Below are 26,881 nucleotides of genomic sequence, written 5' to 3' on the forward strand. Positions count from 1 at the left end.
GTGCGGCCCCCGGCGGTCACCGGTCAGCGGCCGTCAGGGAGTTCGGGGAGCAGTAGCCACAGATCGGGCAGCCCGCAGACCCGTACGTGCGGAGAAAGGTGCTCCAGCAGCGCGAGGACCTCCGGCCGGGCGCCGGCCGCCCGTGCGGCGGCGCACAGTTCGTTCCTGCCGACCCAGCCGGCCCCGAAGGCCCGGCCGGTGCAGGCGCTGATCTCCTGCCGCGTCACCGTTGACATGGCTGCCCTCCGTCCTCACTCAGCGCGATCTTACCGTCACGTGAAGGTGTGACCGAAGGTCGCGCCGGTCGGCTGTGCGTGCTCCCGCGCACTCCGGCGCCCGACGCGCTCGTCTCCCCTCGCCGTCCTGCCCGTTCCGCGACGGCAACTCTCACGCGACGTGAGGGTGAACGGTCGATGTCGTGATGATGGATGGATCGTTCCTGTACGCGAACATGGCGCGAATGCTCGTCAGTGCCGGATGGTGACTTGCTTCGGCACTCTGTCACTGCGTTAGATTGGTGCCGCTCGCCGGCCCGGCCGGCCTGCTCCCGTACGCCGTTCCCGGGTGGCCGGTGGACCGTTGCCGTGCGACCGCCCGGTGCGGTGGGAGGAGCCCCACCCGCCGGAACGGCCGGTCTCCGACCCGCGCCACCCGGGCCCCCGCACCGCACTCGCATCCGCACGCACCACCGCCACCATCACCTTGCCGCCGCTCGTTCGCACGCGTTCACACTGGGGAAAGCCATGGCTGACGACGTCACCCGGATAGAGATCGCCGATCACCTTGCCGGTCTGTTCGCCAACGGGGCGATGAGCAGGAGCGATCTGCTCATCGCCGCGGTCGGCGCCCGGCCCGAGGTGCGGGCCGTGCTGGAGCAGCTGCCCGACCGCCGCTACACGGAACTGCGGCAGGTCTGGGAGGACCTGCCCGCGATCCCCGTCGGGATCTAGAGCTCTCCGCACCTACCCGCACCTACCCGCACCTCACGCACCTCACGCACTCGCGCCATCACGTACACGGAGCACACCCCATGGCCGTCTTCATGCTGCAACTCGCCCACGGCGGGGACACCTTGATCGAGGCGGACGCCGCAGGCCGCACCGCCGCCGGTGAGATCGTGCTGGAACGCACCGACCAGCACGGCAAGTCCGAGCGCGTGCGGACGTACCGGGCAGGTGCCGTGACCGCCGTCTACCGGCGCGGCCCCGCCGACGGCGGCCTCTACACCTGGATCCCGCAGCCGCCCGAGGGCACCTGGTGGTGCTACTGACCCGGGCTGTCCCGCGCCCGTCGTCACGTACGCCGCCACGTCCGGGCCCGATGGGCCAACTCCCTCACCTCCCGGGCCCGCGCGGGGCCGAGGCGCAGCAGATAGACCGTCCTGCCGAGCACCGCACGCAGGCAGCCGCGCGGCGCGTACCACGGCTCTCCGACGCGCACCTCCGACAGGGGTGCGCTGTCGATCTCGCCACCGTGACTGTTCAGCAGCGTCAGCCGGCCCTCGGCCACCCGCACCCTCCCGGCCGTCGTCAGCTGCCGCCAGCCCCGCCTGATGCGCACACCGCGCTCTTCAAACTCCCGCTTGACCACCCTGCGCCCCCAGTCCCCTCCGGCACCGCGTCCCCCCTCGCCGAGGGATGGCCGCACACGGCAAGCCATACCCGGGCCGACGGCTGGAAATCGCCCCTCGTCTCACGTGGGCGACCGCCGCCCGCCGCCGTCCGCGACCGGCGGTCAGCGCACGCCCCGCGGCCGGAACTGGATGCTGATCCTCGGACCCGCGCCCCGAGCCGTCTTGGGGATCGCGTGCTCCCACGTCCGCTGGCAGGAGCCGCCCATGACGACCAGGTCCCCGTGCCCCAGCGGCAGGCGCCTCGTCGCCGCGCCACCCCCGACGGGCCGCAGGGCGAGGTCACGTGGCTCGCCCACCGACAGGATGGCGACCATCGTGTCCTCGCGGGAGCCGCGGCCGATCCGGTCGCCGTGCCAGGCGACGCTGTCCCGGCCGTCCCGGTAGAAGCACAGGCCCGCCGTGGTGAACGGCTCGCCCAGCTCGTCGGCGTAGTGCGCGGACAGCGCTGCGCGGGCCTCGGTCAGCACCGGGTGGGGGAGGGGATCGCCCGGCCCGTAGAAGGCGAGCAGCCGGGGTACGGCGACCTCGTGGTCGTACATCACGCGTCGCTCGGCCCGCCAGGGCACGCCGGCCGCCAGCTCCTCGAACAGGGCGTCGGCGCCGCTCAGCCACGCCGGCAGCAGATCGATCCACGCGCCGGTCCCGAGGAGGGTCCGCCGGACGCCGGTGAGCGGCCCGAGCCGCATCTCGTCGCTCTGGTCGAACAGGGAGCCCTGAAGGCCCGGAACATGTGGCTCCATGGCTCAAGAGTAACCCTGTAATCGAACTGGTGAACCATTATCCGATGCGTCCATGTCCAACAACGGCTGGTGTTTGGTCCGAGCGGCGCATGCGCGCCGCGCCGGGCGGCAAGCTCATGCGCATGGCTGAAACGGCTGACAAGGCAGGCGGCGCCGGTGAGGGCGGCGACCGCGGCGAGCGCGCGCAGGGCATCGACGCGCACGGCATCGACGCGCAAGGGATGGACGCGTACCGGTCCCATGGGCAGAACCGGACCCACGGGCAGAACCGGACCCACGGGCAGAACCGGGCCCACGAGCCGGAGCGCGTCGACCCGGCGGAGGGTGTCGACGGGGCGCCCGACGACATCGAGACCGTCCCCGCGTACCGGACCATCCGGGTCACCGCCCCCGAGGAACCGGTCGCGGCGGTGGCCGACCTGGAGGCGTGGCGCGCCCGCGACGCCTACCCGAAGCTCCTCTCGGCCGGCGGGCCGGTCTTCGGCGTCGTACGGGAGCGCGAGGACGGCGGCTGGGAGGTCCTGGACTCGTTCGCCGAGCAGACCCCGCAGGACGCCCGGGACGTCATGGGCTCCCGGTTCCGCGAGCGGGCGCACGGGGCCCGGCAGGCCGGGGACGAGGAGCAGCACGCCGTGTGGATGGCGGCGGCCGAACGGATGGAGTGGGAGGCCGTCGACGAGCTGACCGTCCTCGGCGTCCGCCACCGGGTCGCCCGCGCCGAGCGCTTCATCCGCACCGGCCCGGACGGTCCCGAACCCCCGCGGCCCTCCGACCCCGACCCGGCCGTGCCCGGCGAGGGCTACAAGGCGCCCCGGCCGATCCAGGGCTTCGTGATCGACCCGGTCGCCGCGACCGGGATGTCCGAGGGCATCCTCAAGGTGGAGCTGCTCTCCCTCGTGCGGAAGGCCGGCACCGTGCCGCAGGATGTCCGCGAGGACTCGCGGCGGGCCGCGCGGACGCACCCCGGCGGGGTCCTGCTGCCCGCGACGTTCCTGACCGCCGAGTGCGAGAACGGTCGGTGGCGGCCTGACTCCGCCGCCACGAGCGACACCCCGCAGGCGGCCCGCGACGGCCTCGCCTTCGCCCTGCGGGTCATGATCCCGTGGGAGCTCAATCTCCAGCCGGCCGAACGCGTCCCTTATTCGGCCGCCGCCGACCGCTTCGACGCGGCGCCGGCCGACGACCTGGAGGTCGAGGGGCGCCGCTTCAGGATCGTCCGGGTGGAGCGCCTCGTACGGATCGGCCCGGACGGTCCGGAGGGCCCGCGCCCCTCCGACCCGGACCCGCAGCTCCCGGTGATGGTGCAGCACCAGCAGCTCGTCGCCGACGGCGTCATCACGGACGACGAGGACGAGAGCGCTCCGGTCACCCTGGACGAGGAGACCCAGCGGCTGGCCGACCTGTTCCACGAGGAGGAGGCCCGCCGCCGCGACCGCTGACCCGGGCGCGCGCCGCCCGTTCGCCGCGCGCGTCGGCGGGTCGCGTCGACCCTGCTCGGGTCGCCCGTCCGGGCCGCCCCCCGGGCCGTTCCCGCTCCGGCGCCCCGGGTCGCTCCCGCCCGGGGTCGCCCCCCGCGTCGCTCGCGCCGCGTCGCTCCTGCTCCAGGCCCCAGGTCGCTCCCACCCAGGTCGCTCCCACCCGGGACGCACCCCGCCCGCGTCGCCCCCGCCGCGTCGACCTCGTCCTGATCGCGGCCGCCGCGTCGTTCCCCGCGTCGGCCCGGGGGCGGCGAACGGCCGTGTCGCCCCGCCCCGTACCCGTGCCTCCCCCGGCCGTCCGCATCTCCGGCGCGCGGGCGGGGGCCGGGTCGGCCTCGGGGTGTTAGAAATGAGCGTGGTCAAGTTCTTCGACCGATTCCGCAGTGCTTCGGTTCGGTCACTGACCGAGAGGCGTCCACGGAGTGTGGCGGGGCAGGTCTTCGTCCTTCAGGTCGCGCTCGTCGTGCTGCTCGTGCTCGGCGCGCTGCTCGCCCTGCTCCTCCAGTCCCGCGCCGAGGGCGACCGGGAGGCCAGGAACCGGTCGATCGCCGTCGCGGAGTCCTTCGCGCACGCCCCCGGCCTCCTTGAGGTGCTGGAGTCCCCCGACCCCGCCGCGGTGCTCCAGCCGCTCACCGAGACGGCCCGGAGGAAGGCCGGCGTGGACTTCATCGTGGTGATGGACACCGAAGGGATCCGCTACACCCACCCGCAGCCCGACCGCATCGGCAAACGGTTCGTCGGCACCATCGAGCCGTCCCTGGCGGGCCGCGTCCTCACCGAACGCGTCGACGGCCCCCTCGGCGAGGAGGTGCAGGCCGTCGTCCCGGTCACGGACCCCGACGGCACGGTCGTCGGCCTGGTCTCCGCCGGCCTGAAGGTCAGCAACGTCACCGGGGTCGTCAACCGCCAGCTCCCCGTCATCCTCGGCACCAGCGCCGCCGGACTGGCGCTCGCCACGGCCGGGACGGCACTCGTCACCCGCAGGCTGCGCCGCCAGACGCACGGCCTGGGGCCCGCCGAGATGACCCGGGTGTACGAACACCACGACGCCGTCCTGCACGCCGTACGGGAAGGCGTGGTCATCGTCGGCGGCGACGGGCGCCTCGTCCTCGCCAACGACGAGGCCGAACGGCTCCTCAAACTCCCGCCCGACGCGGAGGGACAGGACATCAGGGACCTGCCGGGCCTCGACCCGGGCGTCTGCGAACTGCTCACCTCCGGCCGGCTGGCCACCGACGAGGTCGTGCCCGCCGCCGACCGGCTCCTCGCCGTCAACCAGCGGCCCACCGACCGCCACGGCGGCCCCGCCGGCACCGTCGTCACCATCCGCGACACCACCGAGCTGCGCGCCCTGACCGGCCGCGCCGAAGGTGCCCGCAGCCGCCTCAACCTGCTGTACGACGCGGGTGTCGGCATCGGCACCACCCTGGACGTCGTCCGCACCGCCGAGGAACTCGCCGAGGTCGCCGTACCGCGCTTCGCCGACTTCGCGACCGTCGACCTGGCCGACCCGGTGCTCCGCGGCGACGAGCCGACCGGCGGCGGGACCGACATGCGCCGTACCGCGTCCACGGGCATCCGCGACGACCACCCGCTGTACCCGACCGGCCGGATGATCGCGTTCGTGCCCTCCACCCCGCAGGCGCGCGGGTTCGGCACCGGACGCTCCGAGATCGTCGCCGACCTCGCCGACGCCCCCGGCTGGCACGCCCAGGACCCCGAGACGACCCGCAGGATCGTGGAGTACGGCATCCACTCGCTGATCGCGGTCCCCATCAAGGCCAGGGGAGTGGTACTCGGCGTCGCCAACTTCTGGCGGTCGGAGAAGCCCGAGCCGTTCGAGGACGACGACCTGACGCTCGCCGAGGAGCTCGTCGCCCGCGCCGCCGTCGCCATCGACAACGCCCGCCGCTACACCCGCGAGCACGCCATGGCCGTCACCCTCCAGCGGAGCCTGCTGCCGCGCGCCCTGCCCGAGCAGAGCGCCCTGGAGGTCGCCCACCGGTACCTGCCCGCCCAGTCCGGTGTCGGCGGCGACTGGTTCGACGTGATCCCGCTCCCCGGCAGCCGGGTCGCGCTGGTCGTCGGCGACGTCGTCGGCCACGGCCTGCACGCCGCCGCGACCATGGGCCGGCTGCGTACCGCCGTCCACAACTTCTCCACCCTGGACCTGCCGCCCGACGAACTCCTCGGCCGCCTGGACGACCTCGTCGGCCGTATCGACCAGGACGAGACGGAGGGCCTGCTCGGTCCGACCGGCACCGGCACCGGCTCCGGGGCCCGGTCCGCCGACGCCGGCGAGCTCCCGGCCGGTATGACCGGTGCCACCTGCCTCTACGCGGTCTACGACCCGGTCTCGCGGCGCTGCGCGATGGCCCGCGCCGGGCACCCCATGCCCGCGCTCGTCCACCCCGGCGGACGCGTCGAGTTCCCGGACCTGCCCGCCGGGCCGCCCCTCGGTCTCGGCGGCATACCGTACGAGACCACCGAGATCGAACTGGCCGAGGGCAGCCAGCTCGTCTTCTACACCGACGGGCTGATCGAGGACCGCACCCGGGACATCGACGTCGGTCTTGAGCTGCTCCGCCAGGCCCTGACCCACCCCGGCAGGACACCGGAGGAGAGCTGTCAGGCGGTCCTGGACTCGCTGCTGCCCGCCCACCCGAAGGACGATGTGGCGCTGCTCATCGCCCGCACCCGCAGCCTCGGCCCCGAGCGCGTCGCCGGCTGGGACGTGCCGTTCCACCCGGGAGCCGTCGCGGGCATCCGCGCCGCCGCCGTCGAACAACTGGACGCGTGGGGCCTGTCCGATCTGGCGTTCACCACCGAACTCGTCCTCAGCGAGCTGATCACCAACGCCATCCGCTACGGCGCCGCGCCGGTGCACGTCCGGCTGCTCCACGACCGGGTCCTGACCTGCGAGGTCGCCGACAGCAGCAACACCTCGCCCCATCTGCGCTACGCGGCCACCATGGACGAGGGCGGCCGCGGACTGTTCCTGGTGGCACAGCTCTCCGAGCGCTGGGGCACCCGCTACACCGCGCAGGGCAAGGTGATCTGGGCCGAACAGCCGCTGCCCGGCACCCGGGCGTACGGGACGGGCGGCGGCGGGCCGCTGCTCTTCGACGTCATGGACGTCGACCCGCTGTGACCCCCGTCCCCGCCGCCGCGCCGTTACGCTGAGCCGCCATGTTCACACCCACCGGACCGACCTTCCGCGAACTCGCCGTGCAGGCGCTGTCCTCCACCGAGCACGGCTACGACCTGCTCGCGCCCAAGTTCGACCTGACTCCGTTCCGGACGCCGGACCGGGTGCTGGAGGCGTTCGCGGAGGCCGTACGCCCCCACGGACCGTTCCGCGCCGGCCTCGACGTCTGCTGCGGCACCGGAGCGGGCACGGGCGTCCTGCGCTCGCTGTGCCGGGAGCGGGTGACGGGCGTGGACTTCAGCGCGGGGATGCTCGCCCAGGCCCGCGCCACGCCGGGCGGGCCGCCCGGCGAAGGGCCCTTCGAGGAGGTGCCGCGCACCGACTGGGTGCGGGCCGACGCCCGGGCGCTGCCCTTCCGTGCGGCATTCGACCTCGCGGTGAGCTTCGGCGCGTTCGGCCACTTCCTGCCGGCCGAACGACCCGCGCTGTTCCGGCAGGTGTACGAGGCACTGCGGCCGGGCGGCCTGTTCGCCTTCCCGGTGGGGGCGCCGCCGGCGGTCGGCTCGCGGACCTACTGGGCGCTGTGGGGCTTCGATCTGGCGATGCGGCTCCGGAACGCGCTGTGGCGGCCGCGCTTCGTCATGTACTACCGGACCTTCCGCCTCCCGGACGTGGTGGCCGACCTGACGGCGGCCGGCTTCACGGTCGGGACGTCGGCGCTGGAGGAACTGGGCCGGCGTGACGACGGGGCGCCCCGCTGCCGTGTCGTCATGGCGCGCCGCCCCGGTTGAGGGGGCGGCGTCGATGGTTGGGGAATGGTGAAGGCCCACCTGGGGGGCCGTCGAGTCAGTCCCTCCCGACCTCCTTGTTCACGGCCGCGGGCGAGTCGTACTCCTTGTCGGGCATCGACTTGAGCGCGTCCAGGACCTTCTTGTCGGCGTGGTGCTTCTCCGCCTGCGCGACGATGTCCTTCTTGGAGGCGGGGTAGCTCACGCCACCGAGGCTCTTCTGCATTTCGATGGGGTTCACCTTCATGGGCCGGCGGGTACCCCACCGCTAGGGAGCGCACACGCCTCGGGCGCGCGCCGGGCAAACTCATCACGGTTGCATCACAATGTCGTGTGAGGTCCGGGGAGCGCGGGCACATCCTGTGCGAGGAGAGCGTCCCGGACCGGGGCCGGAGTATCGCCCCCTTCCTTTTTTCATGGCGTGGGAAAGGCAGGTTCCTTCATGCTGTTGGCGCATCCCGCAGTGCTTCGCGAACTCGTGGCCCGCTACGAGTCCCTCTGTGCGGCCGCATCCCAGGGCCTGGCCCTCGCGCCCGATCTGCAACGGCGACTCGACGACGTGACGTACACGCTGTGCGTGACGACCGGGACCCGTCAGCTCGAGCAGGCCCTCGCCGCGGCGAGGGCGAGACTGGCCGCGACGGCCGGCTGACGCGGGGAGAGGTTCTGGCGGCCCCGGCCCAGGGGTAGACCGGGGCCGCCACGGGCGCCCGCAGGGGAGAGCGGGCCACCCGGTGGGGAACACGCAGGGCGGCGCGAGGAGGGAGCGCCGCCCTTCAGTGTTCGATCATCGGGCTCCGCGTCGCACACTGCGGTGCGCGCGGGGCGTGCGAGCAGTAAATATATATACCGTTGAGTAAGCAAGGGCATGAAAAATTTCATGCTCGTTCCTGGCGGGAAAATTTCGCTCGCAGGGGGCCTCCTGTGGCGCCTGGGACGCCTGTGGCGGAGGGGCCGCGCCGGGTTCGGCACGCCCCCTGACGAGTCGCACGCCGAGCGGGGCGCGACGGCCGATACCGGCCCCCTGGCGCCGTCGCGGCTCAGCCGTCCAGGAAGAAATCGTGCTCTTCCGCGATCTGTTCGTACCCTTCCAGGCGGGTCTGGGTACGTTCGGGATTGGCATCTGCCATGGCCTGCAGGACGGCGGCCGACATCACGCCCGGCGCCGCGTACGAGTCGAAGACCAGCCGGGAACCGGTCGGCGCGGTGAGCGACACATCCACCTCGTCCACCAGCGGCCCGAACGTCAGGTCCGTGATCAACGCCACACGCAGCCCGGTCCGCCGCGCCGCCCGCACGGCGGCCAGCGTCTCGTTGGCGTGCCGGGGCATCGCGAACGCCAGCACCCAGCTCCCGCCAGCCTCCCGCGACTGCAGCAGCGCGTCATAGGCGACGCTGCCACCGCGCGTCACCAGCCGGACGTCCGGGTGGATACGCCGCGCCGCGTAGGCGAAGTACTCCGCGAGCGACACCGAGATCCGCAGCCCGAGCACCGTCAGCGGCACCGAGTCCGCCAGCAGGCGGCCCACCTCCAGCACCTGACCGGGATCGGCGAGCACCCGGCGCAGCGTCTCCAGATTGTCGATCTCGGCGTCGATGGCCGCCTGCAGCTCATTGCGGCGGATCTCCTCACGGCTGTCCGGGGAACCGGCCACCGCGCTCAGCGCGATCGGCTGCAACGCCTCCCGCAGCGCCGGGAAACCGCTGTACCCCAGCGACGTCGCGAACCGGGTCACCGACGGCTGGCTCACCCCGACCCGCTCCGCGAGATCCGTGATGGAGAGGAACGCGGCCTCGGTGAGGTGGTCGACCATGTACTGCGCGATGCGCCGCTGTGCCGGGGACAGCCGGTGGCCGCCGAACAGCGCGAGCACCCGGTCCGTCGGGGGCGCCTCCGCCTCCGGGGACTGCCTGCCCGGCGTGATCGCGGCCGCCTGCGCGCGTGCCCGCTGCTGCCCTGATGGCACCGGTGCGTCTCCTTCCGTCCCACCCCGTCCCACCTCGTGGTTCAACATAGCCCAACGGGGCCGGCCGCCGAGGTCGAGCGGCGTACCCGGCCGACCGACGTGCGCGCCCCCGCCGCCCTGGCGCATGCTGGCTGTGTGACCTGGTACGGCGTGCCCGGGCCCGCGCGGAGCGGCCGGACGCGGCACGCGCAGGAGGAACCGCGCGCCGGCGGGGCCGCCGCGGACGGCCTGCTCATGCCGCTCGCCCAGGCGACGGCCGACACCATCGAAGCCGTCGGCGGTTACGCCGGCGGCGTCTACCTCCGCTCGCGCACCCCCGGGCTGCTGCGTCTCGCCGTACTCGCCGGACTGCCCGGCCGGCTGTTCCGGCCCTGGTGGCGCATGCATGTGAACCGGCCTTTCCCCGTCGCCGAGGCCTACCGCTCGGGCCGCGCCGTCCATCTCGCCGACGCCGAGGAGGCCATGCGCCGCTTCCCGCAGCTGATGGCCGGGCTGCCGTTCCCCTTCGGTTCGCTGTACGCGCCCGTCGCCGACGGCGACGAGAGGTTCGGCGTCCTGGTGGTCCTGCGCTCCGCCACCCCCGGGCGGCCCGTCACGCCGGACGACCGCAGCCGGATGCGGGGCGCAGCCAAGCGGCTCGGCGACGACCTCGCCGCCCTCGCCTCGCGCGGTACGACCGTCGCATGGGACGGCGAACCCACCGCCGTCCAGCTGCCGGCCGGCGCCACGCCCCCCGTACGGATCGGCCACCTCGACTGGGACCTGGACACCGACACCGTCACCGTGGACGACGACCTGTGCGCCATCCTCGGCGCGGGCCCCGGCGAGACGCCCCGCACCAGCGCGGGACTGGAGGCCCTCCTCGCGCCCGAGGACGTGTACGGGCTGTGGACCGTCGCCCGCCAGGTCTCCGCGACCGGCCGGCCGCCCGGGCGCAGGATCTGGCTGCGGGGCCGCGACGGCCGCCCCTACCTGCTCGAACTGTCCCGGCACGAGAACGGCCGGGATCCGGCGGCCCCTCCCGGCGGCGGCCCCGCCGGGATGCTGAGCGGCTTCATCGTCGACCCCGGAACCGGGCCCATCGTGGCCGCCGCGGCCGACCGGCTCGCCCAGGGCATCCTCTCCCTCGACCGGCTCGGCCGGATCACCTACGTCAGCCGCAGCGCCGAGACCCTCCTCGGGCACGGCCGCCCCCAGCTGGTCGGGCGCGACCTGTGGGACGTCCTGCCGTGGACCGGTCGCCCCGCCTACGAGGACCACTTCCGGGCCGCGCTGATCTCCCACGACCCCGTCCACTTCCTCGCCCACCGCACCGCCGACGCCTGGCTGTCGGTCTCCCTCTACCCGGGCCACGACGGGCTGACGGTCACCCTGGGCGCCGCCGAGGCCCCCCTGTACAGCCCCGGTTCCGTCGCCACGCCCGGTGCCGGACTCGGCTCGCCCGCCGACCGGGCGTCCGTGCTGTACCGACCGGTCGCCCTCGCCATCGCCCTCACCGAGGCCGTCACCGCCCGGCAGGTCTCGGCCGTGGTCACCGAGGAGCTGCTGCCCGCCTTCGGCGGACGCCAACTGGCCATCTACCTCCTCAGCGAACGCCACCTCCACCTCGCCTGGGAGACCGGGTTCCCGCAGGGCTTCCTCGACCGGTTCGACGGCGTCGGCCTCGACGCCCGGCTGCCCGGCGTCGAGACCCTCACCTCCGGGCGGCCCATCTTCTTCGAGTCGATGCAGCGCCTGGCCGCCGCCTACCCCGGCATCCCCCTCGACGCGCACGTCGGCGCCCGGGCCTTCCTGCCGCTGATCGCCTCAGGACGCCCGGTCGGCTCCTGCATCCTCGGCTTCGACCAGCCGCGCGGCTTCAGCCCCGAGGAACGCACGGTCCTCACCGCGCTCGCCGGGCTCATCGCGCAGGCGCTCCAGCGGGCCCAGCGCTACGACACGGAGGCGGCCCTCGCCCGGGGACTGCAGGACGCCCTCCTGCCCAACCGGCTGCCCAGGCTGCGCCAGGTGGACACCGTGGGGCGCTACCTCCCCGGCACCCAGGGCATGGACGTCGGCGGCGACTGGTACGACGTCGTGGAGACCGGCCAGGGCCTCGCCCTCGTCATCGGCGACGTCCAGGGCCACGGTGTCGCGGCCGCCGCCACCATGGGCCAACTGCGCAGCGCCGTGCGCGCCTTCGCCCTCGGCGGACACGAGCCCCAGCAGGTGGTGAGCGGCACCAACCGGCTCCTCATCGACCTCGACCCCGGCCAGTTCGCCAGCTGCTGCTACGCCGTACTCGATCCCACGACGGGTCTGCTGCGCGCGGTACGGGCCGGTCATCTGCCACCGCTGCTGCGCGAACCCGACGGCCTGACGCGGGTCCTGGACCTGCCCGGCGGTGTCGTGCTCGGCATCGACCAGGACGCCGAGTACCCGGTCACGGAACTGCACCTCGCGCCGGGCGGTGTCCTCGCCTTCTTCACGGACGGCCTGGTGGAGGCGCCCGGAACCGACATCGACCTCGGGATAGAACGCCTGCGCGGCGCGCTCGGCGCGGCGGGACAGGTTCCGCTGGCCACCATCGCCGACCGGCTGATAGACGAGGCGCGGGACTCGACCGACCGCCCCGACGACATCGCCCTGCTGCTCGCGGCCCGCTGGCGCCAGACGCCGCCCGATCCCGTGCCTGCGGCCGGCCCCGGGACGCCGACGCCCGGCACCGGGGCGCCGCCGCCCCGCCCGGCAGGGCCCACCCGTGAGGACCGGCCCACACGCCCGACGGGCCGCCCGGACGGCGGGCGGGGCGACGAGGCCGGCGTCTCCTGGGGGACGCCGTGACGGCCCGCGCACCGCGCCACGCCGCAGCCGTCGCCGACCGCGGCGACCTGGGCGGCCGGGGCGCGACGACCGGCGTCCGCCACCCGCAAGGACCGACGAGGCGGTGGCCATGAGCAGGAGCGACGTGCCGCCGGGCGCCGACTTCCGGGGCCCCCTCGACGTCAGCCGAGCCGCGACCGCCGTACTCGACGCGTACGGCACCGTCATCGGCTGGGGCCCCGCAGCCCAGGAACTGCTCGGCTACCCGGCCCACGAGATCGTCGGCCGCCCCATCGGCGGTCTCGTCGTGGACCGGGCCGGCGCCTACGCCGCCGCCACCGACCTGCCCGGCGCCGCCAGGGCCCGCCGCCAGGTCAGGCACATGCGCCACCGCGACGGGCGCATCGTCCGGGTCACCACCGCGACGCTGCCCCTCACGGCGGGAGACACCGGCCCCGCCCAGCTCCTCGCGGTGGCCGACGCCGACGAGACCGAACGGTGGGAGGCGCTCCAGTCGATGCTGCGCGGCCTCGCCACCCAGTCCCCCGTCGGCCTCGCCATCTACGACACGGACCTGCTCGTCGTCTGGACCAACCACGCCCTGTACGAGGAGATGGGCACCACCCAGTACGCCGGGCTCGGCCCGGACGAGATGGTCGCCCAGGGCGAGGTCCTGACCCCCGGCCGGCCGGCCACCCTGACGGAGACCATGCGCCAGGTCCTCGCCGACGGCAAGCCCGTCATCGAGCTCCACTACCGGGGCCGTCCGCCCTCGGATCCCGACCACGACCACGTCTGGTCCTGCTCCTACTACCGGCTCCAGGGCGGCGACGGCGTTCCGCTCGGGGTCTGCGAGGAGACGGTCGACATCACCGAGCGCTACCTCGCCCAACAGCGCCTCGACCTGCTCGTACGGGCCGGGGGCGTCCTCGGCACCACCCTGGACATGAGCGGCACGGCCCGCGAACTGTCCTCGGTCGCCGTACCCCGGTTCGCCGACGCCGTCACCGTCGACCTGCTGGACGTCGTACTCGACGGCGAACAGCCCGTGCCCGGCACCGCGCCCGCCGCCCGCGTCGTCCGCGTGTGGGGCGGCCCGGTGGACGGGGCGGGCTCCGGTCCGGCACCGCCCGCCACCGGAACCCACGCCGAGCGGGCCCGGCGGCGCGAGACCGTCGACCACCCGCCCGGCTCGCCCCAGGCCCGCGCCCTCGCCACGGAACGCTCCGTCCTCGACCGCACGCCCGGCCACGCCGAACACGGCGGCGAACCGGCCCCGCGCTCCCGGATCGTCGTACCGCTGCGCACCGAGGGCGTCCCCCTCGGCGTCGTCACCTTCACCCGCGACCGCCACCCCGACCCGTTCGGACCCGACGACCTGCCCCTCGCCGACGAGCTGGCCGCCAGGGCCGCCGTCTGCATCGACAACGCCCGCCGCTTCACCCGCGAGCACACCGCGGCCCTCCTCCTCCAGCGCAGCCTCCTGCCCAGGAACGTGCCCCCGCTCACCGCCCTCGACGTCGCCCACCGCTATCTGCCCGCCGACACCAGGGCCGGCGTCGGCGGCGACTGGTTCGACGTCATCCCCCTCTCCGGCGCCCGCGTGGGCCTCGTCGTCGGCGACGTCGTCGGCCACGGCGTGGGAGCCGCCGCCGCCATGGGCAGGCTGCGCACCAGCGTGCGCGTCCTCGCCCGGCAGGACCTCGCCCCCGACGAGCTCCTCGCCCGGCTGGACGACCTCATCGGACAGGCGGCCCACGAGCACCTGTACGCGCCCGGCCCCGGCGCAGAGCCCGGACCCCGCCCCGGCGCCCTCGAACTCCCCGACGACCAGGCGCTCGGCGCCACCTGCCTGTACGCCGTCTACGACCCCCTCACCGGCGTGTGCCGGGTGGCCCGCGCCGGGCACCCCGCACCCGCCGTCGTCGCCCCCGACACCGGCGAGGTCTCCTTCCCCGACGTGCCGGGCGGCCCGCCCCTCGGACTGGGCGGACTGCCGTTCGAGAGCATGGACATGGTGCTGCCCGAGGGCAGCCTCGTCGCCCTGTTCACGGACGGCCTCGTCCGGGGCCGCGACCGCGACCCCGAGGCGGGGCTCGGCGCGCTGCGCGCCGTACTCGCCGACCACCACGCCCCCCTCGACGACCTGTGCGAACGCGCGGTCGCCACCCTGCTGCCCGGGCCCGTCGACGACGACGCCGCACTCCTCCTCGTCCGCACCCGTGTCCTCGACCGCCACCGGGTCGCCGCCTGGGACCTGGCCACCGGCCCCGAGGAGGTGGGCCGCGCCCGCTCACTGGCCGATCGGCAGCTCGCCGACTGGGGCCTCGACGCCCTCTCCTTCACCACCGAGGTCGTCGTCAGCGAACTCGTCACCAACGCCATCCGCTACGCGAAAGGCCCCGTGCAGCTGCGCCTCATCCGCGACCGGAACCTGATCTGCGAGGTGTCCGACACCGGCCACACCTCCCCCCACCCGCGCCGTGCCGGCAGCGAGGACGAGGGCGGCCGCGGCCTGTTCCTCGTCGGGCAGCTGACCCAGCAGTGGGGCACCCGCTACACCGCCACCGGCAAGACCATCTGGGCGGAGCAGCCCCTGTCCTCCCCTTGATCGGTCGGCGGGGGTTTGCCACGGCCACGCGTCGGCAACCCGAGGGGGGACCCCGAAACGCCGGAGGCACGTCATGGCAGCGTCCGAACACATCACCGCCGAACTGTGGGACGAGTTCCACACGGTCGTGAACATGACCTCGCGCGAGCTGCAGGAGTGGCTGAGCACCCAGGCGGCGGGCGAGGAGACGGAAGAGGTCCCCGACAAGGCCGGGCCGCCGAGGGGCCGCCGCGTCCTGGAGATCCTCGGCAAGCGGCGCACCGACATCAACGACGACGACGTCGACGTCATGCGACGGGTCTGCGAGATCGTGCGCACCCAGCGCGGGCCCGACCTGGAGCCGACCGCCGGCGGCGACGACTGGCGCCGCAGCCTGATGAACATCGGGCACGACCCCCTGAAGCCGGTCTGACCACCGCGGCGGGACCCCGGGCGGGACCCCGCCCGCCCCGCGCCGACCGTTCCCGCCCCGCGCCGACCGTTCCCGCCGCCGACCGTTCACGAGCCGCGCCGACCGTCCCTTGAGGGCGCCCCGTCCCCGGGGCCGCCGTGCCGGGCGCGGGAGGCCCGGGGACCGCGTGGCGCCCGGCCGGCCCGCGCGTCACCGCGCGGTACGAGGCCGCACGGCCGTCACGGCCAGGACGGTTCGCCGCGCGGCACCACGACGAGTTCGGCCGCCGCGCTGCCCGCCGGCACCGACAGCGCGTACAGCACGGCGTCGGCGACCACGTCGGGGCTCTGCAGCAGCGACACGTCCGCGTCCGGGAACCGCTCCATGATGAACGGGGTCTCCATGCCGCCCGCGATGATCCCGGTGACCCCGATGCCCGGGCAGTCCCGCTGCGCCTCCTTGAACAGGGTGTGCGTGAACGCGCGCAGCCCCGTCTTGCCGGCGGCGTAGGGGCCCGCCTCGGTCCACGTCCGGTTCGCGGCCGTGGAGAGGATGTTCACGATGTGGCCGCCGCCCCTGGCCACCATCCGGCGGTAGGTCTCCAGGCACAGGTACATCGGTCCCAGCAGGTTCGTCGTGACGACCCGGGTCACCTCTTCGGCCGTCAGGTGCTCGATCGGCTTGGAGACGTCGACGGCGGCGTTGTTGACCAGGACGTCCACCGCCGAGCCGTCCTGCTCCAGCTCCCGGAACACCCCGGCGACCGCCTCCGCGTCCCGTACGTCCATCTCCACGAACCGGGCGTCGCCGCCCTCCCGGTTCAGCGCGTCGCACAGCTCCCGCGCCTGCTCCTTGCGCACGTCCGCCACCAGGACGGCCGCGCCCGCCCCGGCCAGCCTGCGGGTGATCGACGCGCCGAGTCCGCGCGCCCCGCCGGTCACCAGGGCCTGCTTTCCGTGTAGCTCGACCTGTACTCCGCCGTTCATGCTCTCGCCTTCCCTCGGTCGGTCGTGACGTCTCCCCACTGTGGCTCCGGGAGCCGCTTCCGGCACCCCGGACGGTCACTGTGAGCAAGCCCACCAGAAGTGCCGACTCCCTTGCCGGGCACGGGAGTCGGGGTCTCGCGGCACGGGACACGGAGTGCGGGCGCCCGCACCGCCCGGCGGGGTCTGCCACGATGGTCGACGCTGCGGGACCGCAGCGCAGACCGTTCCCGGTGGAGCGACCGAGCAGAGCAGCCGGTGCCCCGAGTCCGCCGGATTCCGCCATCCGAGTCCCGTACTCGCACCCCAGTAGCTCACCGTGCCTCTTTCTCCCCCGGCCTCCGCGCCGACCCCCGCCCCTGCCCCCGAAACCGCTCCCGCGCCGTCGGCCGACCGCTCCCCGTGGCGTTCGCTCAGGTACCGCAGCATGCGCTGGTGGTCCGTGGCGAACTTCGTGTCCAACGCCGGTACGTGGATGCAGCTCACCGTGCAGAACCTGCTGGTGCTGCAGATCACCGGCTCCGCCGCCGCGACCGGGCTCTCCCTGTCGGTGCAGGCCGCGCCCGGCCTCCTGATGAGCCTCGTGGGCGGCGCCGCCGTAGACCGCTGGCCCCGGAAGCTCACCGCCGCCGTCAGCCAGGCGCTGCTCGGCGCCGTCGCCTTCACCACGGCGTTCCTCGTCGCCTTCGACCAGCTCGGCGTGGGTGTCCTGATGGCGCTGGCCGCCGTCACCGGGCTCATCGCCACGATCGACGGGCCCGCGTGCGCGCTGCTCGGCAACGACCTCGTCCGTACCGAGGACGTGCCGTCCGCGATCGGCGTCGGCTCGCTCGTGCACAACGCGGGCCGACTCGCCGGCGCGGCCCTGGCCGGTATCACCGTCGGGTTCCTCGGCACGGCCGCCGCGTACGCCGCGAACGGTCTGTCGTTCCTGTTCGTCACGGCCGTCATCCCCTTCCTGCGCCCGGTCGCCGGGGCCACCCGCGTCGTCGAGGCCGCTAAGACCGCCGGCACCTCTCGGTCCCGCAAGGCCGACAAGGCCGCCGAGGGCGTGCGCGGATCGGGCGCCTCGCGGCCGGAGCGGGGCCCGGACGACCTGTCGATACGGCAGGGTCTCGCCTACTTCGCCCGTCGGCCCCGGCTGGTCGCGCTCGCGGTCGTGACCGGCGTCAGCGCCGTCTTCGGCCGCAACTACGGGCTCACCCTGGCGGTCCTGGTCACCGGGCCGCTCGCCGGCGGGGCCGGGGCCTTCGGAACCGTCTCGACGGTCCTCGCCGTCGGCGGCATCCTCGGCGCCGTCCTCGGCGCCCGGCTGCGCAAGCCGTCCGTCCGCCTCGTCGGCACCCTGGCCGCCGCCGGGGCCCTCCTCCAGGTCGCGGCGGGCCTGTCGCCCTCGCTGGCCGTGCTGCTCGTCCTCGTCCTGCCGATGGCGATCGTCGAGTCGGTCTCCGACACGGCGGGCACCACCGTCCTGCAGACCGACCCGCCCGCCCATATGCGCGGCCGCGTCCTCGGCGTCTGGGGCAGCATCCGCACGGTGTGGGGACTCGCCGGACCGCCCCTGCTGGGCCTGCTCATGGAGTTCGCGGGAGCGCGCGGCGCGCTCGTGACGGGCGGACTGCTCATCGCCGCCGTCATCGGAGCGGGCTACCTGCTGCGCGGCCGCCGCGCCCCGGCCCCCGCCCCGGTCCCGATCCCTGCCGAGGCGCCGGTCGTCACGGGCACGCCGGTCGCCACGGGGGCACCGGTCGTCACGGGGGCACCGGTCGTCACGGGCGCGCCGGTCCGCGCCGAGGTGGCCGTCGCCGACCGCCCGGCGCTCTCCACCGCGGCCTGACCCCCGGCGGCCGCCCGGGCGGCGGGGGGCGGGGCCGCTCGCCCGGCCCCTCACCGTGTCGGGCGGCGGGCCGGGACCTCCGCCGCCCGTGCGGCGCGCCGGGCCAGCGAGGTGGTGGAGCGGCCGTCCAGGTAGGGCAGCACCACGGCCTGGCCGCCCCAGGCGCGGAGCACCTCCGCCTCCGGCAGGTCGTCCGCCGAGTAGTCGCCGCCCTTGACCCAGACGTCCGGGCGGAGGCGGGCCAGCAGCTCGGCGGGCGTGTCCGCGTCGAAGACGGCCACCGCGTCGACGCTGCCGAGCCCCGCGAGGACCCGCACCCGGTCGGCGATCGGGTTCAGCGGCCGGCCGGGCCCCTTCAGCCGTCCGACCGACGCGTCCGAGTTGACGCACACGATCAGGCAGTCGCCGATCCGCCGCGCGCTCTCCAGCAGGCCCACGTGCCCGGCGTGCAGCAGATCGAAGCAGCCGCCCGTGGCGACCACCGTGCCGCCCCGGGCCCTGATCCGCTCCGCCAGGGCGAAGGGGTCGGCCGGTGCCGGCTCCTCCCGCCGCGCCGCGGACGGGGCCCGCCACAGCGCCGGATTGCCCGCGCCGCCCGCGGCGACGAACGCGGCGGCCTCGGCGACGGCCCGCTGCACCGCCTCCTCCGGCAGCGCCCCGTCTGCCAGCGCGGCGGCCGTCGCCGCGGCGAAGCAGTCACCCGCGCCGCACGGGTCGCCCGTGGCCCGGTACGGGACCGGGACCAGCATCGGGGTGCCCGCGCCCGGCCGGGTCAGCAGCACACCCCGCTCGCCGAGCGTCACGGCGACGGCCGCCGCACGCCACCGCTGCGCCAGGTCGGCGCCCCGCTCGGCGTAGGCCCGCAGCGACTCGCCGTCGCCCGGGCACAGCGCCCTGGTCTCGGCGGCGTTGGGGGTGACGATCCGGGCGCCGGGTACCGGCGCGTCGCCCCGTGGATGCGGGTCCCACACCACCGGCACCCGGGGCGCCACGGCCGCCAGATGCGCCCGCACCGCGCTCGCGGTGTGCCGCCCGTAGTCCGCGACGAGCACCGCGTGCGCCTCCGCCAGCGTGTCGCGCACCGCGTCGTCGGGCTCGCCCGGGTCGCCGCCGCCCCGGTCGATGCGCACCAGCGGCCGGCCGGAGGCCAGCACCCGGGTCTTCACCGGCAGCGTGCCGCGCAGCGGCAGCTCCACCAGCCGGACCCGGCCGCGCAGAGTGCGGCGTACCGCCTCGCTCGCGGGGTCGTCGCCGAGCGCGGTCACGAGGACCACCTCCCGGTCGCCCCGGGTGGCGAGGGCGGCGGCGAGTCCGGCGCCGCCCGGCCTGCGGTGGTCGCCCGTGACGTCCACGACCGGCGCGGGGGCGTCGGGCGCCAGCCGGGTGGAGACGCCCTCGATGTCCTCGTCGAGCAGGACGTCGCCGACGACCACCAGCGGCTGCCGCGCGCTCATGACAGCCTCCGCCGCGCCGCGACCGGCTGCGCGGCGCCCGCCCGCATGGGGCCCGCCGCGCGTGCCGTCCGCCCCGCCGGGGCCTCGAGCGCCGAGTCGAAGCACTCGCACAGCACGTGCACGGCCACCAGGTGGGCCTCCTGGACGGTGGCCGTGGTCGCCGCGTCCACGCACAGGGCCTCGTCGGCAGCCTCGGCCAGGGGGTTGGGCCGGCGCCCGGTCAGGGCCCACACCCGCAGCCCGGCCCGGCGTGCCGTCACCGCTGCCGCGATCAGGTTGGCGCTCCGCCCGGACGTGGACAGCAGCACCAGCACGTCACCGGGGCGGCCATGGGCGGCGACCTGCCGGGAGTACACCTGCTCGAAGCCGTAGTCGTTGCCGATGGCGGTCACGCTGGACGTCTCGGCGTGCAGCGCGATCGCCGAGTACGCGGGCCGCTCCCGCTGGTACCGGCCGACGAGTTCGGCGGTCAGGTGCTGCGCCTGGGCGGCGCTGCCCCCGTTTCCCGCGGCGAGGAGCCGCCCGCCCGCAGGGAGGACGGCGGCGAGGTGCCCGCCCCAGTCCGCCAGTTGCTCCAGGTGCTGTCGCCGGAACCTGGCGAGCGCGTCCTCCAGGGACCGGAGGTGCCGCCGCGCGGCTTCCGGGGGGAGAGGGGCAAGGGGTTCGCTCATGAGTGTTCGGGGTGCGCCGCGCCCCCTCGGGGACGGCGGCTGCCCCGCACCTCCTTCGGGCTTCGGGGTTCGGCCGGGACCCGGGGAACGGGTCCCGGGCCACGGCGTCCGCCGGTGGTCCGGCGGGTCGACGGGTACGGCCGGATGCGCGGGGAGCCGCGGCACGGTCAGGCCGCCGCCCCTGGCGCGACCGGCCGCGCCGCGAGCACCTCCTCGTACACCGCCTCGGTGGCCGCCGCGACGCGCGACCAGTCGTACCGGCTCAGCACCCGCCGCCGGCCCGCCGCCCCGCAGCCGGCCCGCAGCGCCGGGTCGGCGAGCAGCTCCGCGACCGCTCGGGCGAGCCCGTCCGGGTCGCGCGGCGGGACCAGCCGGCCGCAGTGCGGGTCGGCGACGGTGTCCAGCTGACCGCCCACGGCGCTGGCCACGACGGGCCTGCCGCAGGCCATGGCCTCCAGCGGCACGATGCCGAACGGCTCGTAGTCCGCCGGGCACACCACCACGTCGGCGCTCCGCAGCAGCGGCGCCACCTGATCGGCGGCCACACCGCCCGTGAACCAGACCCGGTCGGCGACCCCGGCGAGCCTGGCCACGTCGCGCAGCCTGCGCACCTCCGGGTCGTCGGCGAGTTCCTCAGCGGGCGGACCGCCGACCACGAGGAGTTCCGCTTCGGGCAGCCGGGTGAGGGCGGTGATGGACACGGCGGCGCCCTTGCGCGGGACCAGCCGGCCCAGTTGGAGCAGCCGATAGCGGGCCTCACCGCGTTCCGCGACCGGCCCGGTGGGACAGAACGCCTCCGTGTCGACGCCGCACGGCACGATGCTGACCCGGTCCACGGGTATGTGCATCCGGCTCAGCTCGTGCACCTCGTCGCGGCAGGTGGCGATGACCCGGTCGCAGCCGAGGCCCACCTCGCGCTCGCAGGCGATCCGCTCGGGCGGGCTGGTGTCTGCGTGCTTCTGGTGCCGGCGCTTCACCGTGCCCAGCGCGTGATACGTGTGCAGGAACGGGACGTGCGTCTCGCGGGACGCCTGGAGCGATGCCAGGCCCGACATCCAGAAGTGCGAGTGGACCAGGTCCGGAGGGTTCTCGCGCCAGTCGGTCGCCAGGTGGCGGCCGAACGCCGCCATGAACGGCAGCAGTCCGTCCTTCGGCACCGGCTCCGGGGGGCCCGCCGGGACGTGACGCACCTCTACCCCCGGGCGCAGCGGCACCCGGTCGGGCAGTGTGCGCCCGTCCCACCGGGTGTACACGGTGACGCGGTGGCCCCGGTCGGCGAGGGCCCCGGCCAGCCGTGCGACATGGACGTTCTGGCCGCCCGCGTCCACGCCGCCGAGTGCCGCGAGCGGGCTCGCGTGTTCCGAGACGAGGGCGATCGACAGCGCGCGCCCGCCGTACGTCGTGCGGGACCGGGCCGAGCCGAGGGGATCGAGGGTGGTCATCAGCGTACCTCCGTGATCAGGCGCTCCCAGTCGGACAGGAAGCGCTTGAGCCCGTACCGTTCCAGGGCCGCCTGGCGGGCCCGCGCGCCGTCCTCGGCGGCCGCGTCGGGCTCCTCCAGGTAGCGCCGCGCGGCGCGCGCGAGCACCTCGGGGCGGGTGGACAGCGTTCCGGCACCTGCCGGTACGGCCTCCGCCGCCTCCGTCGTGGCCAGCGCCACGACCGGCATGCCCAGGTGCATGGCCTCCAGCAGCGAAAGCCCCAGCGACGTCCAGCGCACCGGGTGCAGGTACAGCCGGCGCTCCGCCATGGCCGCGTGCAGGTCCCGCTGCGGCAGGTCGGCCGAGCGGCACCGTTCGCCGGGCAGGCCCAGGTGCGCGGCGAGCCCCTCGGTGCGCATCCCGAACACGTCGAGGGGAGCAGCGGCGGCCAGCGCGGGCAGCAGGTCCGTGCCGGTCCAGCGGCCGCGCCGCACCGGTTCGTTGACGACGACCGCCGCGCGGGCGAGCCGCCCGGTGTACAGGTGGCCGGGGTCCACGATCCCGTGCTCGATCACCTCGGTGCGGGTGCCGCCGTTGTCCCAGAACAGCCGGTTGAAGTGGGTGACGTGGACCAGCGTCAGGTCCTCGCGGTCGGCGCACGGGTGCCGGGTGGCGGGGACGTCGCCGTCGGGGGCGTTGTGCTCCAGGTAGACGGCCGGTACGTCCCGGCCGGGGCGGCGTCCGCCCAGCCACCGCTCGGCGAGGTCGAACTCGTGCGGCCGCTGCAGGATCACCAGGTCGACGGGGGCGTCGCGGAGCTCGTCGGGGGTCGCCTCCCGTACCGACGACGGCCAGGAGAACGTACGGGCCCGGCCCCGCCCGTCCGGGCCGCGTCCGGGCAGCACGGGCACGAGGTAGGTGTGCGGTCCCTGGACGAACGCCGTCGTCCACGAGCCGTGCACATGCCACAGCAGAATGTTCATGACGCCGTCCTCCGCGACGTGTCCGACCCGAAGAACTCACCGCGCCGCACCGCGTACGGTCCGATGGCCAGCAGGTCGACGGGGGAGGAGCCGAAGCACTCCAGGGCGTCGCGCGGGTCGTCCACCATCGGCCGGCCCGCCGTGTTGAGGCTGGTGTTGACGACCACCGGCAGCCCGGTGCGGCGTTCGAACTCGGTGAGCATCCGGGCCACCAGCGGCTCCGCGGTCCGGTCCACGGTCTGGATGCGCGCGGTGCCGTCGACGTGCACCACGGCCGGGATCCGCTCACGCCACTCGGCCGCCACATCGTGCACGAACAGCATGTACGGGCTGGGCAGCTGTCCCTCGAAGATCTCCGCCGCGCGGTCCGCCAGCACCATCGGCGCCACCGGCCTGAACTGCTCGCGGCCCTTCACGTCGTTGAGCCGCTCCAGATTGCCGGCGTGCCCCGGGTGCGCGAGCAGCGAGCGGTGCCCGAGCGCCCTCGGCCCGTACTCCGAACGCCCCTGGAACCAGGCGACGATCGCGTTGTCCGCGAGTGCCTCCGCCACGGTCGCGGCGATGTCCGGGGGCCGGTCGAACGGCACGGCCGCCGTCTTCAGCCAGGCGCCGAGCTCCGCGTCCGACCACTCGCGGCCGAGGTCGGCGCCGTTCATCGGCTCCGGCTCGTCGCCCTCGCCCGCCGCGAGCAGCAGCGCGCCGCCCAGCGCCGTGCCCGCGTCACCGGCGGCGGGCTGCACCCACACGCGCGAGAACGGGCCCTCGCGGGCGATCCGCGCGTTGGCGACGCAGTTGAGGGCGACACCGCCCGCGAGCGTGAGCACCTGGTCGTGGGTCTGGCCGTGCAGCCAGCGCACCAGGTCGAGCAGCGTCTCCTCCAGCACGGCCTGCGCGCTCGCGGCGACGTCCGCGTGGTCCCGCGTCCAGGGCTCGTCCGCGCCGCGCGGCGGGCACAGTTCGTGCCACGGCACCCCGCTGGCGCGGAACCCGCCGTCGCCGGTGGGATACACGTACCGGCGCAGCTCGTCCAGCATCCGGGGAGTGCCGTGCGAGGCGAGCGCCATCACCTTGAACTCGTCGGACGAGCGCAGGAATCCGAGGTGCTCGGTGAGTTCCTCGTACACCAGGCCCAGGGAGTGCGGGAGTTCCTGCGCGGCGAGCGCCTCCAGCCGGTCGTGGACGCGGCGCGCAGCCAGGTGCGAGGTCCGTTCGCCGCGCCCGTCGAGGACGAGGACGGAGGACATGTCGGCGCCGTCCACCGCGAACGCGCCCGACGCGGCGTGGGCCATGTGGTGCGGGACGAACCGGACGACGGCCGGGTCCAGGCCCGGCAGGGCGGTCCCCAGGAAGCCAGGGGCCTCGCGGGCGTAGGTGATCCGCAGATGGTCCCAGGGGTCGTGAAGCCCCATCTCGTCGGCGGGGCGGGCCAGCGCCGGGTCGAACGAGTACGCCACGGCGTCCAGGTCACGCGGGCGCAGGCCCGCGCGTTTCAGGCACCAGGCCGCCGCCTGGTCCGGCAGTTCCCAGGCCGAGAAGGGGACCGGCCGCTTGCCGTGCTTGCGCCGGGAAAACCGCTCCTCCTCGGCGGCGGCGACGATACGCCCGTCGATGACCAGCGCGGCGGCGGGATCGTGGAACAGAGCGTTGATTCCGAGAATGCGCATGCCAGACCTTTCGGCGAAGGGAGGGCCGGTGGCCGCACGGAACGCGGCATCGGCCCGGAACGGGAGCAGGGATGACCCTCCGTCAGGAACGGTCTCCGCGGGCACGGAACCAGTCGATGGTGCGGCGCAGCCCGTCGACGGCCGTCACCCGCGGTTCCCACTGGAGCTTGTCCCGGGCGAGCGTGATGTCGGGGCAGCGCACGGCCGGGTCGTCCGTCGGCCGTTCGATGAAGCGGACCTCGGAGCGCGAGCCGGTCAGTTCGATGACCAGCCGCGCGAGGTCCAGCATGCTGATCTCGGCCGGATTGCCGATGTTCACCGGGCCGCGCATGCCGTGCGCCGCCGCCAGGAGAACGCCGCGCACCGTGTCGTCCACGTAACACAGCGACCTGGTCTGGCCGCCGTCGCCGGTCACGGTCAACGGCTCGCCGTCCAGCGCCTGGCGGATGAAGGTGGGCACGGCCCGTCCGTCGTGGCCGCGCATCCGCGGACCGTAGGTGTTGAACAGCCGGACGATCCCCGTGTCCGTGCCGTACGCGTCGGCCATGGCGGTGGTCAGCGCCTCACCGAACCGCTTGGCCTCGTCGTACACGCTGCGCGGCCCGACCGGGTTCACATGGCCCCAGTACCGCTCGTTCTGCGGGTGCTGCTGCGGGTCGCCGTACACCTCCGACGTCGAGGCCAGCAGGAACCGGGCGCCGGACCGGTGCGCCAGGGCCAGCGCGTGCCGGGTGCCGAGGCTGCCGGTCTCCAGCGTGTGCAGCGGCAGCCGCAGATAGTCGGCGGGCGACGCGGGCGAGGCGAAGTGCAGCACCAGGTCGGGGGGACGGTCCACGGTGAACGGCTCGGCGACGTTCGCCTCCAGGAGCGTGAACCCGGGCCGGTCCAGCAAGGCGGACACGTTCTCGTGACGGCCCGTGCTGAAGTCGTCCACGCAGGTCACGGCCGAACCGGAGGCCAGCAGAGCGGCGCACAGGTGGGAGCCGACGAAGCCGGCGCCGCCGGTGACGACGGCGTGCTCCCAGGTACGGGGGGATGCGGTGTTCATTCGGTCTCCTCGTCGGTGGTCGATGGGCCCGTCAGGGGCGGCGGGCGCTCCCCACCCCTGTCCCGGGCCCTGCGATCAGGCTGGGCCGGACGGGGGGTACCGGCGCGGTGGTGTAGTCCGTTCGGGGGATGTGCGGAGCGTGTCCGGCGGCCCTGCGGCCGTCCGTCACGGTGCGACGGTCTCGGTGATGAGCAGATCGGTCAGGGCGGCCATACCGCCCTCGTCCAGCGCTTTGCGCTGCAGGTCGGCGGGGGTGCCCTCGCGGAGCAGCCGGTGCACCAGGGACGTCACCTCACGGACGTCGCCGGAGTCCTCGAGCGCGGGCGTCATGGTGTCGATCAGCCGGCAGAGCACGTCGCCGGCCCGGCGGCAGACGCCTTCCGGGTCCACGAGGAGGTCGCTCAGGCCGTGCCGGGCGGCGTACCAGTTCGCCGCCTGGAGCTGCTCGGGCGGGCACCGAGGCACCGGCAGCCCGGCCGCCTCGTCCCGCAGCGCGGTGACGACCATGGCCCGGATGAGCCCGGCGAAGAGCACCGCGGCGTCGGCCCGCAGCTGTACGTCGGTGCAGCGCACCTCCACCGTCGGGTAGTGGTCCGACAGCCTGGCCTGCCAGTAGAGCTGGCCCCTGTCGGAGATGATCCTGGAGTCCAGGAGGGCCCGCACCCTTCTCTCGTGGTCCTCCTCGTCCGCGAAGGCGGGCGGCGGTCCGCTCACCGGCCAGCGGCCGAAGATGACCGTGCGCCAACTGGCGAAGCCGGTGTCGTGGCCGTCCCACAGCGGTGAGTTGGCGGCCATCGCCACCAGCGTGGGCAGCCATACCCGGATACGGTTCAGCACGGCGACGCCCGCCGTGCGGTCGGGCACGCCCACATGCACATGCATGCCGTTGACCAGCTGCTCCGCCACGAGCTGCGGGGCCTGCGCCCGCATGGCGAGGTAGCGGGCCTTCTGCGTCACGGGGACCGGGGCAGCCTCACGGTACGGAGCCGTGCCGCACGCCACGATGCGGCAGTTGTTCTTCTCGGCGGCGGTGCCCAGCGCGTGCCGCAGCCGCAGCAGATGACCGCCCACCTCGTCCAGCGAGGTGCAGACCGGTGTGGCGACCTCCACCTGGGCCTGCAGAAGCTCCGACTGGATCTCCTGGTCGTCCACGATCGGCTCCAGACCGGCCGCGGCGCGGACCTGGTCGGCGAGCGGCACGGGGAGGCAGGTGACCGGATCCACCAGCAGGAACTCTTCCTCGATCCCAACAGTGATCATGT

The 26,881-nt window shown here is 74.7% G+C and carries 23 protein-coding genes; 10 read left to right on the forward strand and 13 right to left on the reverse strand.

All coding sequences use genetic code 11. The features are described 5' to 3' along the window. Positions 1–23: 23 nt before the first annotated feature. A complete protein-coding gene (locus ACGF5U_RS16435; RefSeq protein WP_392718470.1) occupies positions 24–236 on the reverse strand; it encodes a hypothetical protein in 213 nt (70 codons plus the stop codon). A gap of 507 nt (positions 237–743) precedes the next feature. Between ACGF5U_RS16435 and ACGF5U_RS16440 the strand changes: the two genes are divergently transcribed. Both ACGF5U_RS16440 and ACGF5U_RS16445 read left to right on the forward strand, forming a co-directional pair. Next, positions 744–950: a hypothetical protein gene (locus ACGF5U_RS16440; RefSeq protein ID WP_392718472.1), complete on the forward strand. Its 207-nt coding sequence runs from the start codon at positions 744–746 to the stop codon at positions 948–950. An 80-nt stretch (positions 951–1,030) separates the two neighbouring features. Next, entirely contained in the window at positions 1,031–1,270 is a 240-nt protein-coding gene (locus ACGF5U_RS16445; RefSeq protein WP_392718474.1) for a hypothetical protein, read from the forward strand. Positions 1,271–1,293: 23 nt separating this feature from the next. Here the strand turns inward: ACGF5U_RS16445 and ACGF5U_RS16450 are convergent, their stop codons facing one another. Both ACGF5U_RS16450 and ACGF5U_RS16455 read right to left on the reverse strand, forming a co-directional pair. Then, positions 1,294–1,560, reverse strand: a complete 267-nt coding sequence (locus ACGF5U_RS16450) for a hypothetical protein (RefSeq protein ID WP_392718476.1) — start codon at positions 1,558–1,560, stop codon at positions 1,294–1,296. A gap of 174 nt (positions 1,561–1,734) precedes the next feature. Next, on the reverse strand, positions 1,735–2,373 hold the full coding sequence (locus tag ACGF5U_RS16455) for an alpha-ketoglutarate-dependent dioxygenase AlkB family protein (protein ID WP_392718478.1): 639 nt from the start codon (positions 2,371–2,373) through the stop codon (positions 1,735–1,737). Between the two features lie 122 nt (positions 2,374–2,495). On the opposite strand from ACGF5U_RS16455, the gene ACGF5U_RS16460 reads away from it, so the two are divergent. The 3 genes from ACGF5U_RS16460 (at position 2,496) to ACGF5U_RS16470 (ending at position 7,790) form a co-directional block, all read left to right on the forward strand. Beyond that, on the forward strand, positions 2,496–3,812 hold the full coding sequence (locus tag ACGF5U_RS16460; RefSeq protein ID WP_392718480.1) for a DUF5954 family protein: 1,317 nt from the start codon (positions 2,496–2,498) through the stop codon (positions 3,810–3,812). Between the two features lie 388 nt (positions 3,813–4,200). Then, entirely contained in the window at positions 4,201–7,002 is a 2,802-nt protein-coding gene (locus ACGF5U_RS16465; RefSeq protein ID WP_392718482.1) for a SpoIIE family protein phosphatase, read from the forward strand. Positions 7,003–7,040: 38 nt separating this feature from the next. After that, positions 7,041–7,790 carry a class I SAM-dependent methyltransferase gene (locus ACGF5U_RS16470; protein ID WP_392718484.1) on the forward strand — a complete coding sequence of 250 codons (750 nt, stop codon included), beginning with the start codon at positions 7,041–7,043 and terminating at the stop codon, positions 7,788–7,790. A gap of 55 nt (positions 7,791–7,845) precedes the next feature. Here ACGF5U_RS16470 and ACGF5U_RS16475 read toward each other — a convergent pair whose 3' ends face one another. Beyond that, positions 7,846–8,034 carry a DUF2795 domain-containing protein gene (locus tag ACGF5U_RS16475; RefSeq protein ID WP_392718486.1) on the reverse strand — a complete coding sequence of 63 codons (189 nt, stop codon included), beginning with the start codon at positions 8,032–8,034 and terminating at the stop codon, positions 7,846–7,848. Positions 8,035–8,229: 195 nt separating this feature from the next. On the opposite strand from ACGF5U_RS16475, the gene ACGF5U_RS16480 reads away from it, so the two are divergent. Next, positions 8,230–8,439, forward strand: coding sequence for a DUF5133 domain-containing protein (locus ACGF5U_RS16480; protein WP_392718488.1), 210 nt, complete (start codon positions 8,230–8,232; stop codon positions 8,437–8,439). A gap of 388 nt (positions 8,440–8,827) precedes the next feature. Here ACGF5U_RS16480 and ACGF5U_RS16485 read toward each other — a convergent pair whose 3' ends face one another. After that, positions 8,828–9,754, reverse strand: a complete 927-nt coding sequence (locus ACGF5U_RS16485; RefSeq protein WP_392718490.1) for a MurR/RpiR family transcriptional regulator — start codon at positions 9,752–9,754, stop codon at positions 8,828–8,830. A gap of 135 nt (positions 9,755–9,889) precedes the next feature. Here ACGF5U_RS16485 and ACGF5U_RS16490 point away from each other — a divergent pair, with 135 nt between their 5' ends. The 3 genes from ACGF5U_RS16490 (at position 9,890) to ACGF5U_RS16500 (ending at position 15,579) form a co-directional block, all read left to right on the forward strand. Further along, positions 9,890–12,577: a SpoIIE family protein phosphatase gene (locus tag ACGF5U_RS16490; protein WP_392718492.1), complete on the forward strand. Its 2,688-nt coding sequence runs from the start codon at positions 9,890–9,892 to the stop codon at positions 12,575–12,577. A gap of 109 nt (positions 12,578–12,686) precedes the next feature. Further along, the gene (locus tag ACGF5U_RS16495; protein ID WP_392718494.1) at positions 12,687–15,167 is read left to right on the forward strand and encodes a SpoIIE family protein phosphatase; all 2,481 of its coding nucleotides are present in this window, start codon (positions 12,687–12,689) and stop codon (positions 15,165–15,167) included. A 73-nt stretch (positions 15,168–15,240) separates the two neighbouring features. Further along, a complete protein-coding gene (locus tag ACGF5U_RS16500) occupies positions 15,241–15,579 on the forward strand; it encodes a DUF3140 domain-containing protein (RefSeq protein WP_392718496.1) in 339 nt (112 codons plus the stop codon). A 218-nt stretch (positions 15,580–15,797) separates the two neighbouring features. On the opposite strand, the gene ACGF5U_RS16505 is transcribed toward ACGF5U_RS16500, so the two are convergent. After that, entirely contained in the window at positions 15,798–16,544 is a 747-nt protein-coding gene (locus tag ACGF5U_RS16505; protein ID WP_392718498.1) for an SDR family oxidoreductase, read from the reverse strand. Between the two features lie 424 nt (positions 16,545–16,968). Between ACGF5U_RS16505 and ACGF5U_RS16510 the strand changes: the two genes are divergently transcribed. Continuing rightward, the gene (locus ACGF5U_RS16510; RefSeq protein WP_392718500.1) at positions 16,969–18,378 is read left to right on the forward strand and encodes an MFS transporter; all 1,410 of its coding nucleotides are present in this window, start codon (positions 16,969–16,971) and stop codon (positions 18,376–18,378) included. A 50-nt stretch (positions 18,379–18,428) separates the two neighbouring features. Here the strand turns inward: ACGF5U_RS16510 and rfaE2 are convergent, their stop codons facing one another. From rfaE2 to ACGF5U_RS16545, 7 genes are all read right to left on the reverse strand, one after another. Beyond that, positions 18,429–19,832 (reverse strand): D-glycero-beta-D-manno-heptose 1-phosphate adenylyltransferase, encoded by a 1,404-nt coding sequence (rfaE2, locus tag ACGF5U_RS16515; protein WP_392718502.1) that lies wholly within the window; start codon positions 19,830–19,832, stop codon positions 18,429–18,431. Further along, entirely contained in the window at positions 19,829–20,503 is a 675-nt protein-coding gene (locus tag ACGF5U_RS16520) for an SIS domain-containing protein (protein WP_392718504.1), read from the reverse strand. The genes rfaE2 and ACGF5U_RS16520 overlap by 4 nt, the downstream gene beginning before the upstream one ends. A gap of 167 nt (positions 20,504–20,670) precedes the next feature. Next, positions 20,671–21,945 (reverse strand): glycosyltransferase, encoded by a 1,275-nt coding sequence (locus ACGF5U_RS16525; RefSeq protein ID WP_392718506.1) that lies wholly within the window; start codon positions 21,943–21,945, stop codon positions 20,671–20,673. After that, on the reverse strand, positions 21,945–22,907 hold the full coding sequence (locus ACGF5U_RS16530) for a glycosyltransferase (protein ID WP_392718508.1): 963 nt from the start codon (positions 22,905–22,907) through the stop codon (positions 21,945–21,947). Before ACGF5U_RS16530 ends, ACGF5U_RS16525 begins: the two co-directional genes overlap by 1 nt. Beyond that, positions 22,904–24,571, reverse strand: coding sequence for a carbamoyltransferase (locus tag ACGF5U_RS16535; protein ID WP_392718510.1), 1,668 nt, complete (start codon positions 24,569–24,571; stop codon positions 22,904–22,906). The genes ACGF5U_RS16530 and ACGF5U_RS16535 overlap by 4 nt, the downstream gene beginning before the upstream one ends. 82 nt (positions 24,572–24,653) lie before the next feature. Further along, on the reverse strand, positions 24,654–25,619 hold the full coding sequence (locus tag ACGF5U_RS16540; protein WP_392718512.1) for an NAD-dependent epimerase/dehydratase family protein: 966 nt from the start codon (positions 25,617–25,619) through the stop codon (positions 24,654–24,656). Between the two features lie 165 nt (positions 25,620–25,784). Further along, positions 25,785–26,879, reverse strand: a complete 1,095-nt coding sequence (locus ACGF5U_RS16545; protein ID WP_392718514.1) for a glutamate--cysteine ligase — start codon at positions 26,877–26,879, stop codon at positions 25,785–25,787. Positions 26,880–26,881 lie beyond the last annotated feature (2 nt).

This window comes from Streptomyces sp. NPDC047886, from assembly GCF_043204435.1.
Taxonomy (GTDB): Bacteria; Actinomycetota; Actinomycetes; order Streptomycetales; family Streptomycetaceae; genus Streptomyces.

Bases quoted from the DNA above. Each gene is read 5' to 3' on its own strand.
- ACGF5U_RS16435 (WP_392718470.1), bottom strand. From the start codon at position 236: ATGTCAACGGTGACGCGGCAGGAGATCAGCGCCTGCACCGGCCGGGCC.
- ACGF5U_RS16440 (WP_392718472.1), top strand. From the start codon at position 744: ATGGCTGACGACGTCACCCGGATAGAGATCGCCGATCACCTTGCCGGT.
- ACGF5U_RS16445 (WP_392718474.1), top strand. From the start codon at position 1,031: ATGGCCGTCTTCATGCTGCAACTCGCCCACGGCGGGGACACCTTGATC.
- ACGF5U_RS16455 (WP_392718478.1), bottom strand. From the start codon at position 2,373: ATGGAGCCACATGTTCCGGGCCTTCAGGGCTCCCTGTTCGACCAGAGC.
- ACGF5U_RS16460 (WP_392718480.1), top strand. From the start codon at position 2,496: ATGGCTGAAACGGCTGACAAGGCAGGCGGCGCCGGTGAGGGCGGCGAC.
- ACGF5U_RS16465 (WP_392718482.1), top strand. From the start codon at position 4,201: ATGAGCGTGGTCAAGTTCTTCGACCGATTCCGCAGTGCTTCGGTTCGG.
- ACGF5U_RS16470 (WP_392718484.1), top strand. From the start codon at position 7,041: ATGTTCACACCCACCGGACCGACCTTCCGCGAACTCGCCGTGCAGGCG.
- ACGF5U_RS16475 (WP_392718486.1), bottom strand. From the start codon at position 8,034: ATGAAGGTGAACCCCATCGAAATGCAGAAGAGCCTCGGTGGCGTGAGC.
- ACGF5U_RS16480 (WP_392718488.1), top strand. From the start codon at position 8,230: ATGCTGTTGGCGCATCCCGCAGTGCTTCGCGAACTCGTGGCCCGCTAC.
- ACGF5U_RS16495 (WP_392718494.1), top strand. From the start codon at position 12,687: ATGAGCAGGAGCGACGTGCCGCCGGGCGCCGACTTCCGGGGCCCCCTC.
- ACGF5U_RS16500 (WP_392718496.1), top strand. From the start codon at position 15,241: ATGGCAGCGTCCGAACACATCACCGCCGAACTGTGGGACGAGTTCCAC.
- ACGF5U_RS16505 (WP_392718498.1), bottom strand. From the start codon at position 16,544: ATGAACGGCGGAGTACAGGTCGAGCTACACGGAAAGCAGGCCCTGGTG.
- ACGF5U_RS16510 (WP_392718500.1), top strand. From the start codon at position 16,969: ATGCGCTGGTGGTCCGTGGCGAACTTCGTGTCCAACGCCGGTACGTGG.
- rfaE2 (WP_392718502.1), bottom strand. From the start codon at position 19,832: ATGAGCGCGCGGCAGCCGCTGGTGGTCGTCGGCGACGTCCTGCTCGAC.
- ACGF5U_RS16520 (WP_392718504.1), bottom strand. From the start codon at position 20,503: ATGAGCGAACCCCTTGCCCCTCTCCCCCCGGAAGCCGCGCGGCGGCAC.
- ACGF5U_RS16525 (WP_392718506.1), bottom strand. From the start codon at position 21,945: ATGACCACCCTCGATCCCCTCGGCTCGGCCCGGTCCCGCACGACGTAC.
- ACGF5U_RS16530 (WP_392718508.1), bottom strand. From the start codon at position 22,907: ATGAACATTCTGCTGTGGCATGTGCACGGCTCGTGGACGACGGCGTTC.
- ACGF5U_RS16535 (WP_392718510.1), bottom strand. From the start codon at position 24,571: ATGCGCATTCTCGGAATCAACGCTCTGTTCCACGATCCCGCCGCCGCG.
- ACGF5U_RS16540 (WP_392718512.1), bottom strand. From the start codon at position 25,619: ATGAACACCGCATCCCCCCGTACCTGGGAGCACGCCGTCGTCACCGGC.
- ACGF5U_RS16545 (WP_392718514.1), bottom strand. From the start codon at position 26,879: ATGATCACTGTTGGGATCGAGGAAGAGTTCCTGCTGGTGGATCCGGTC.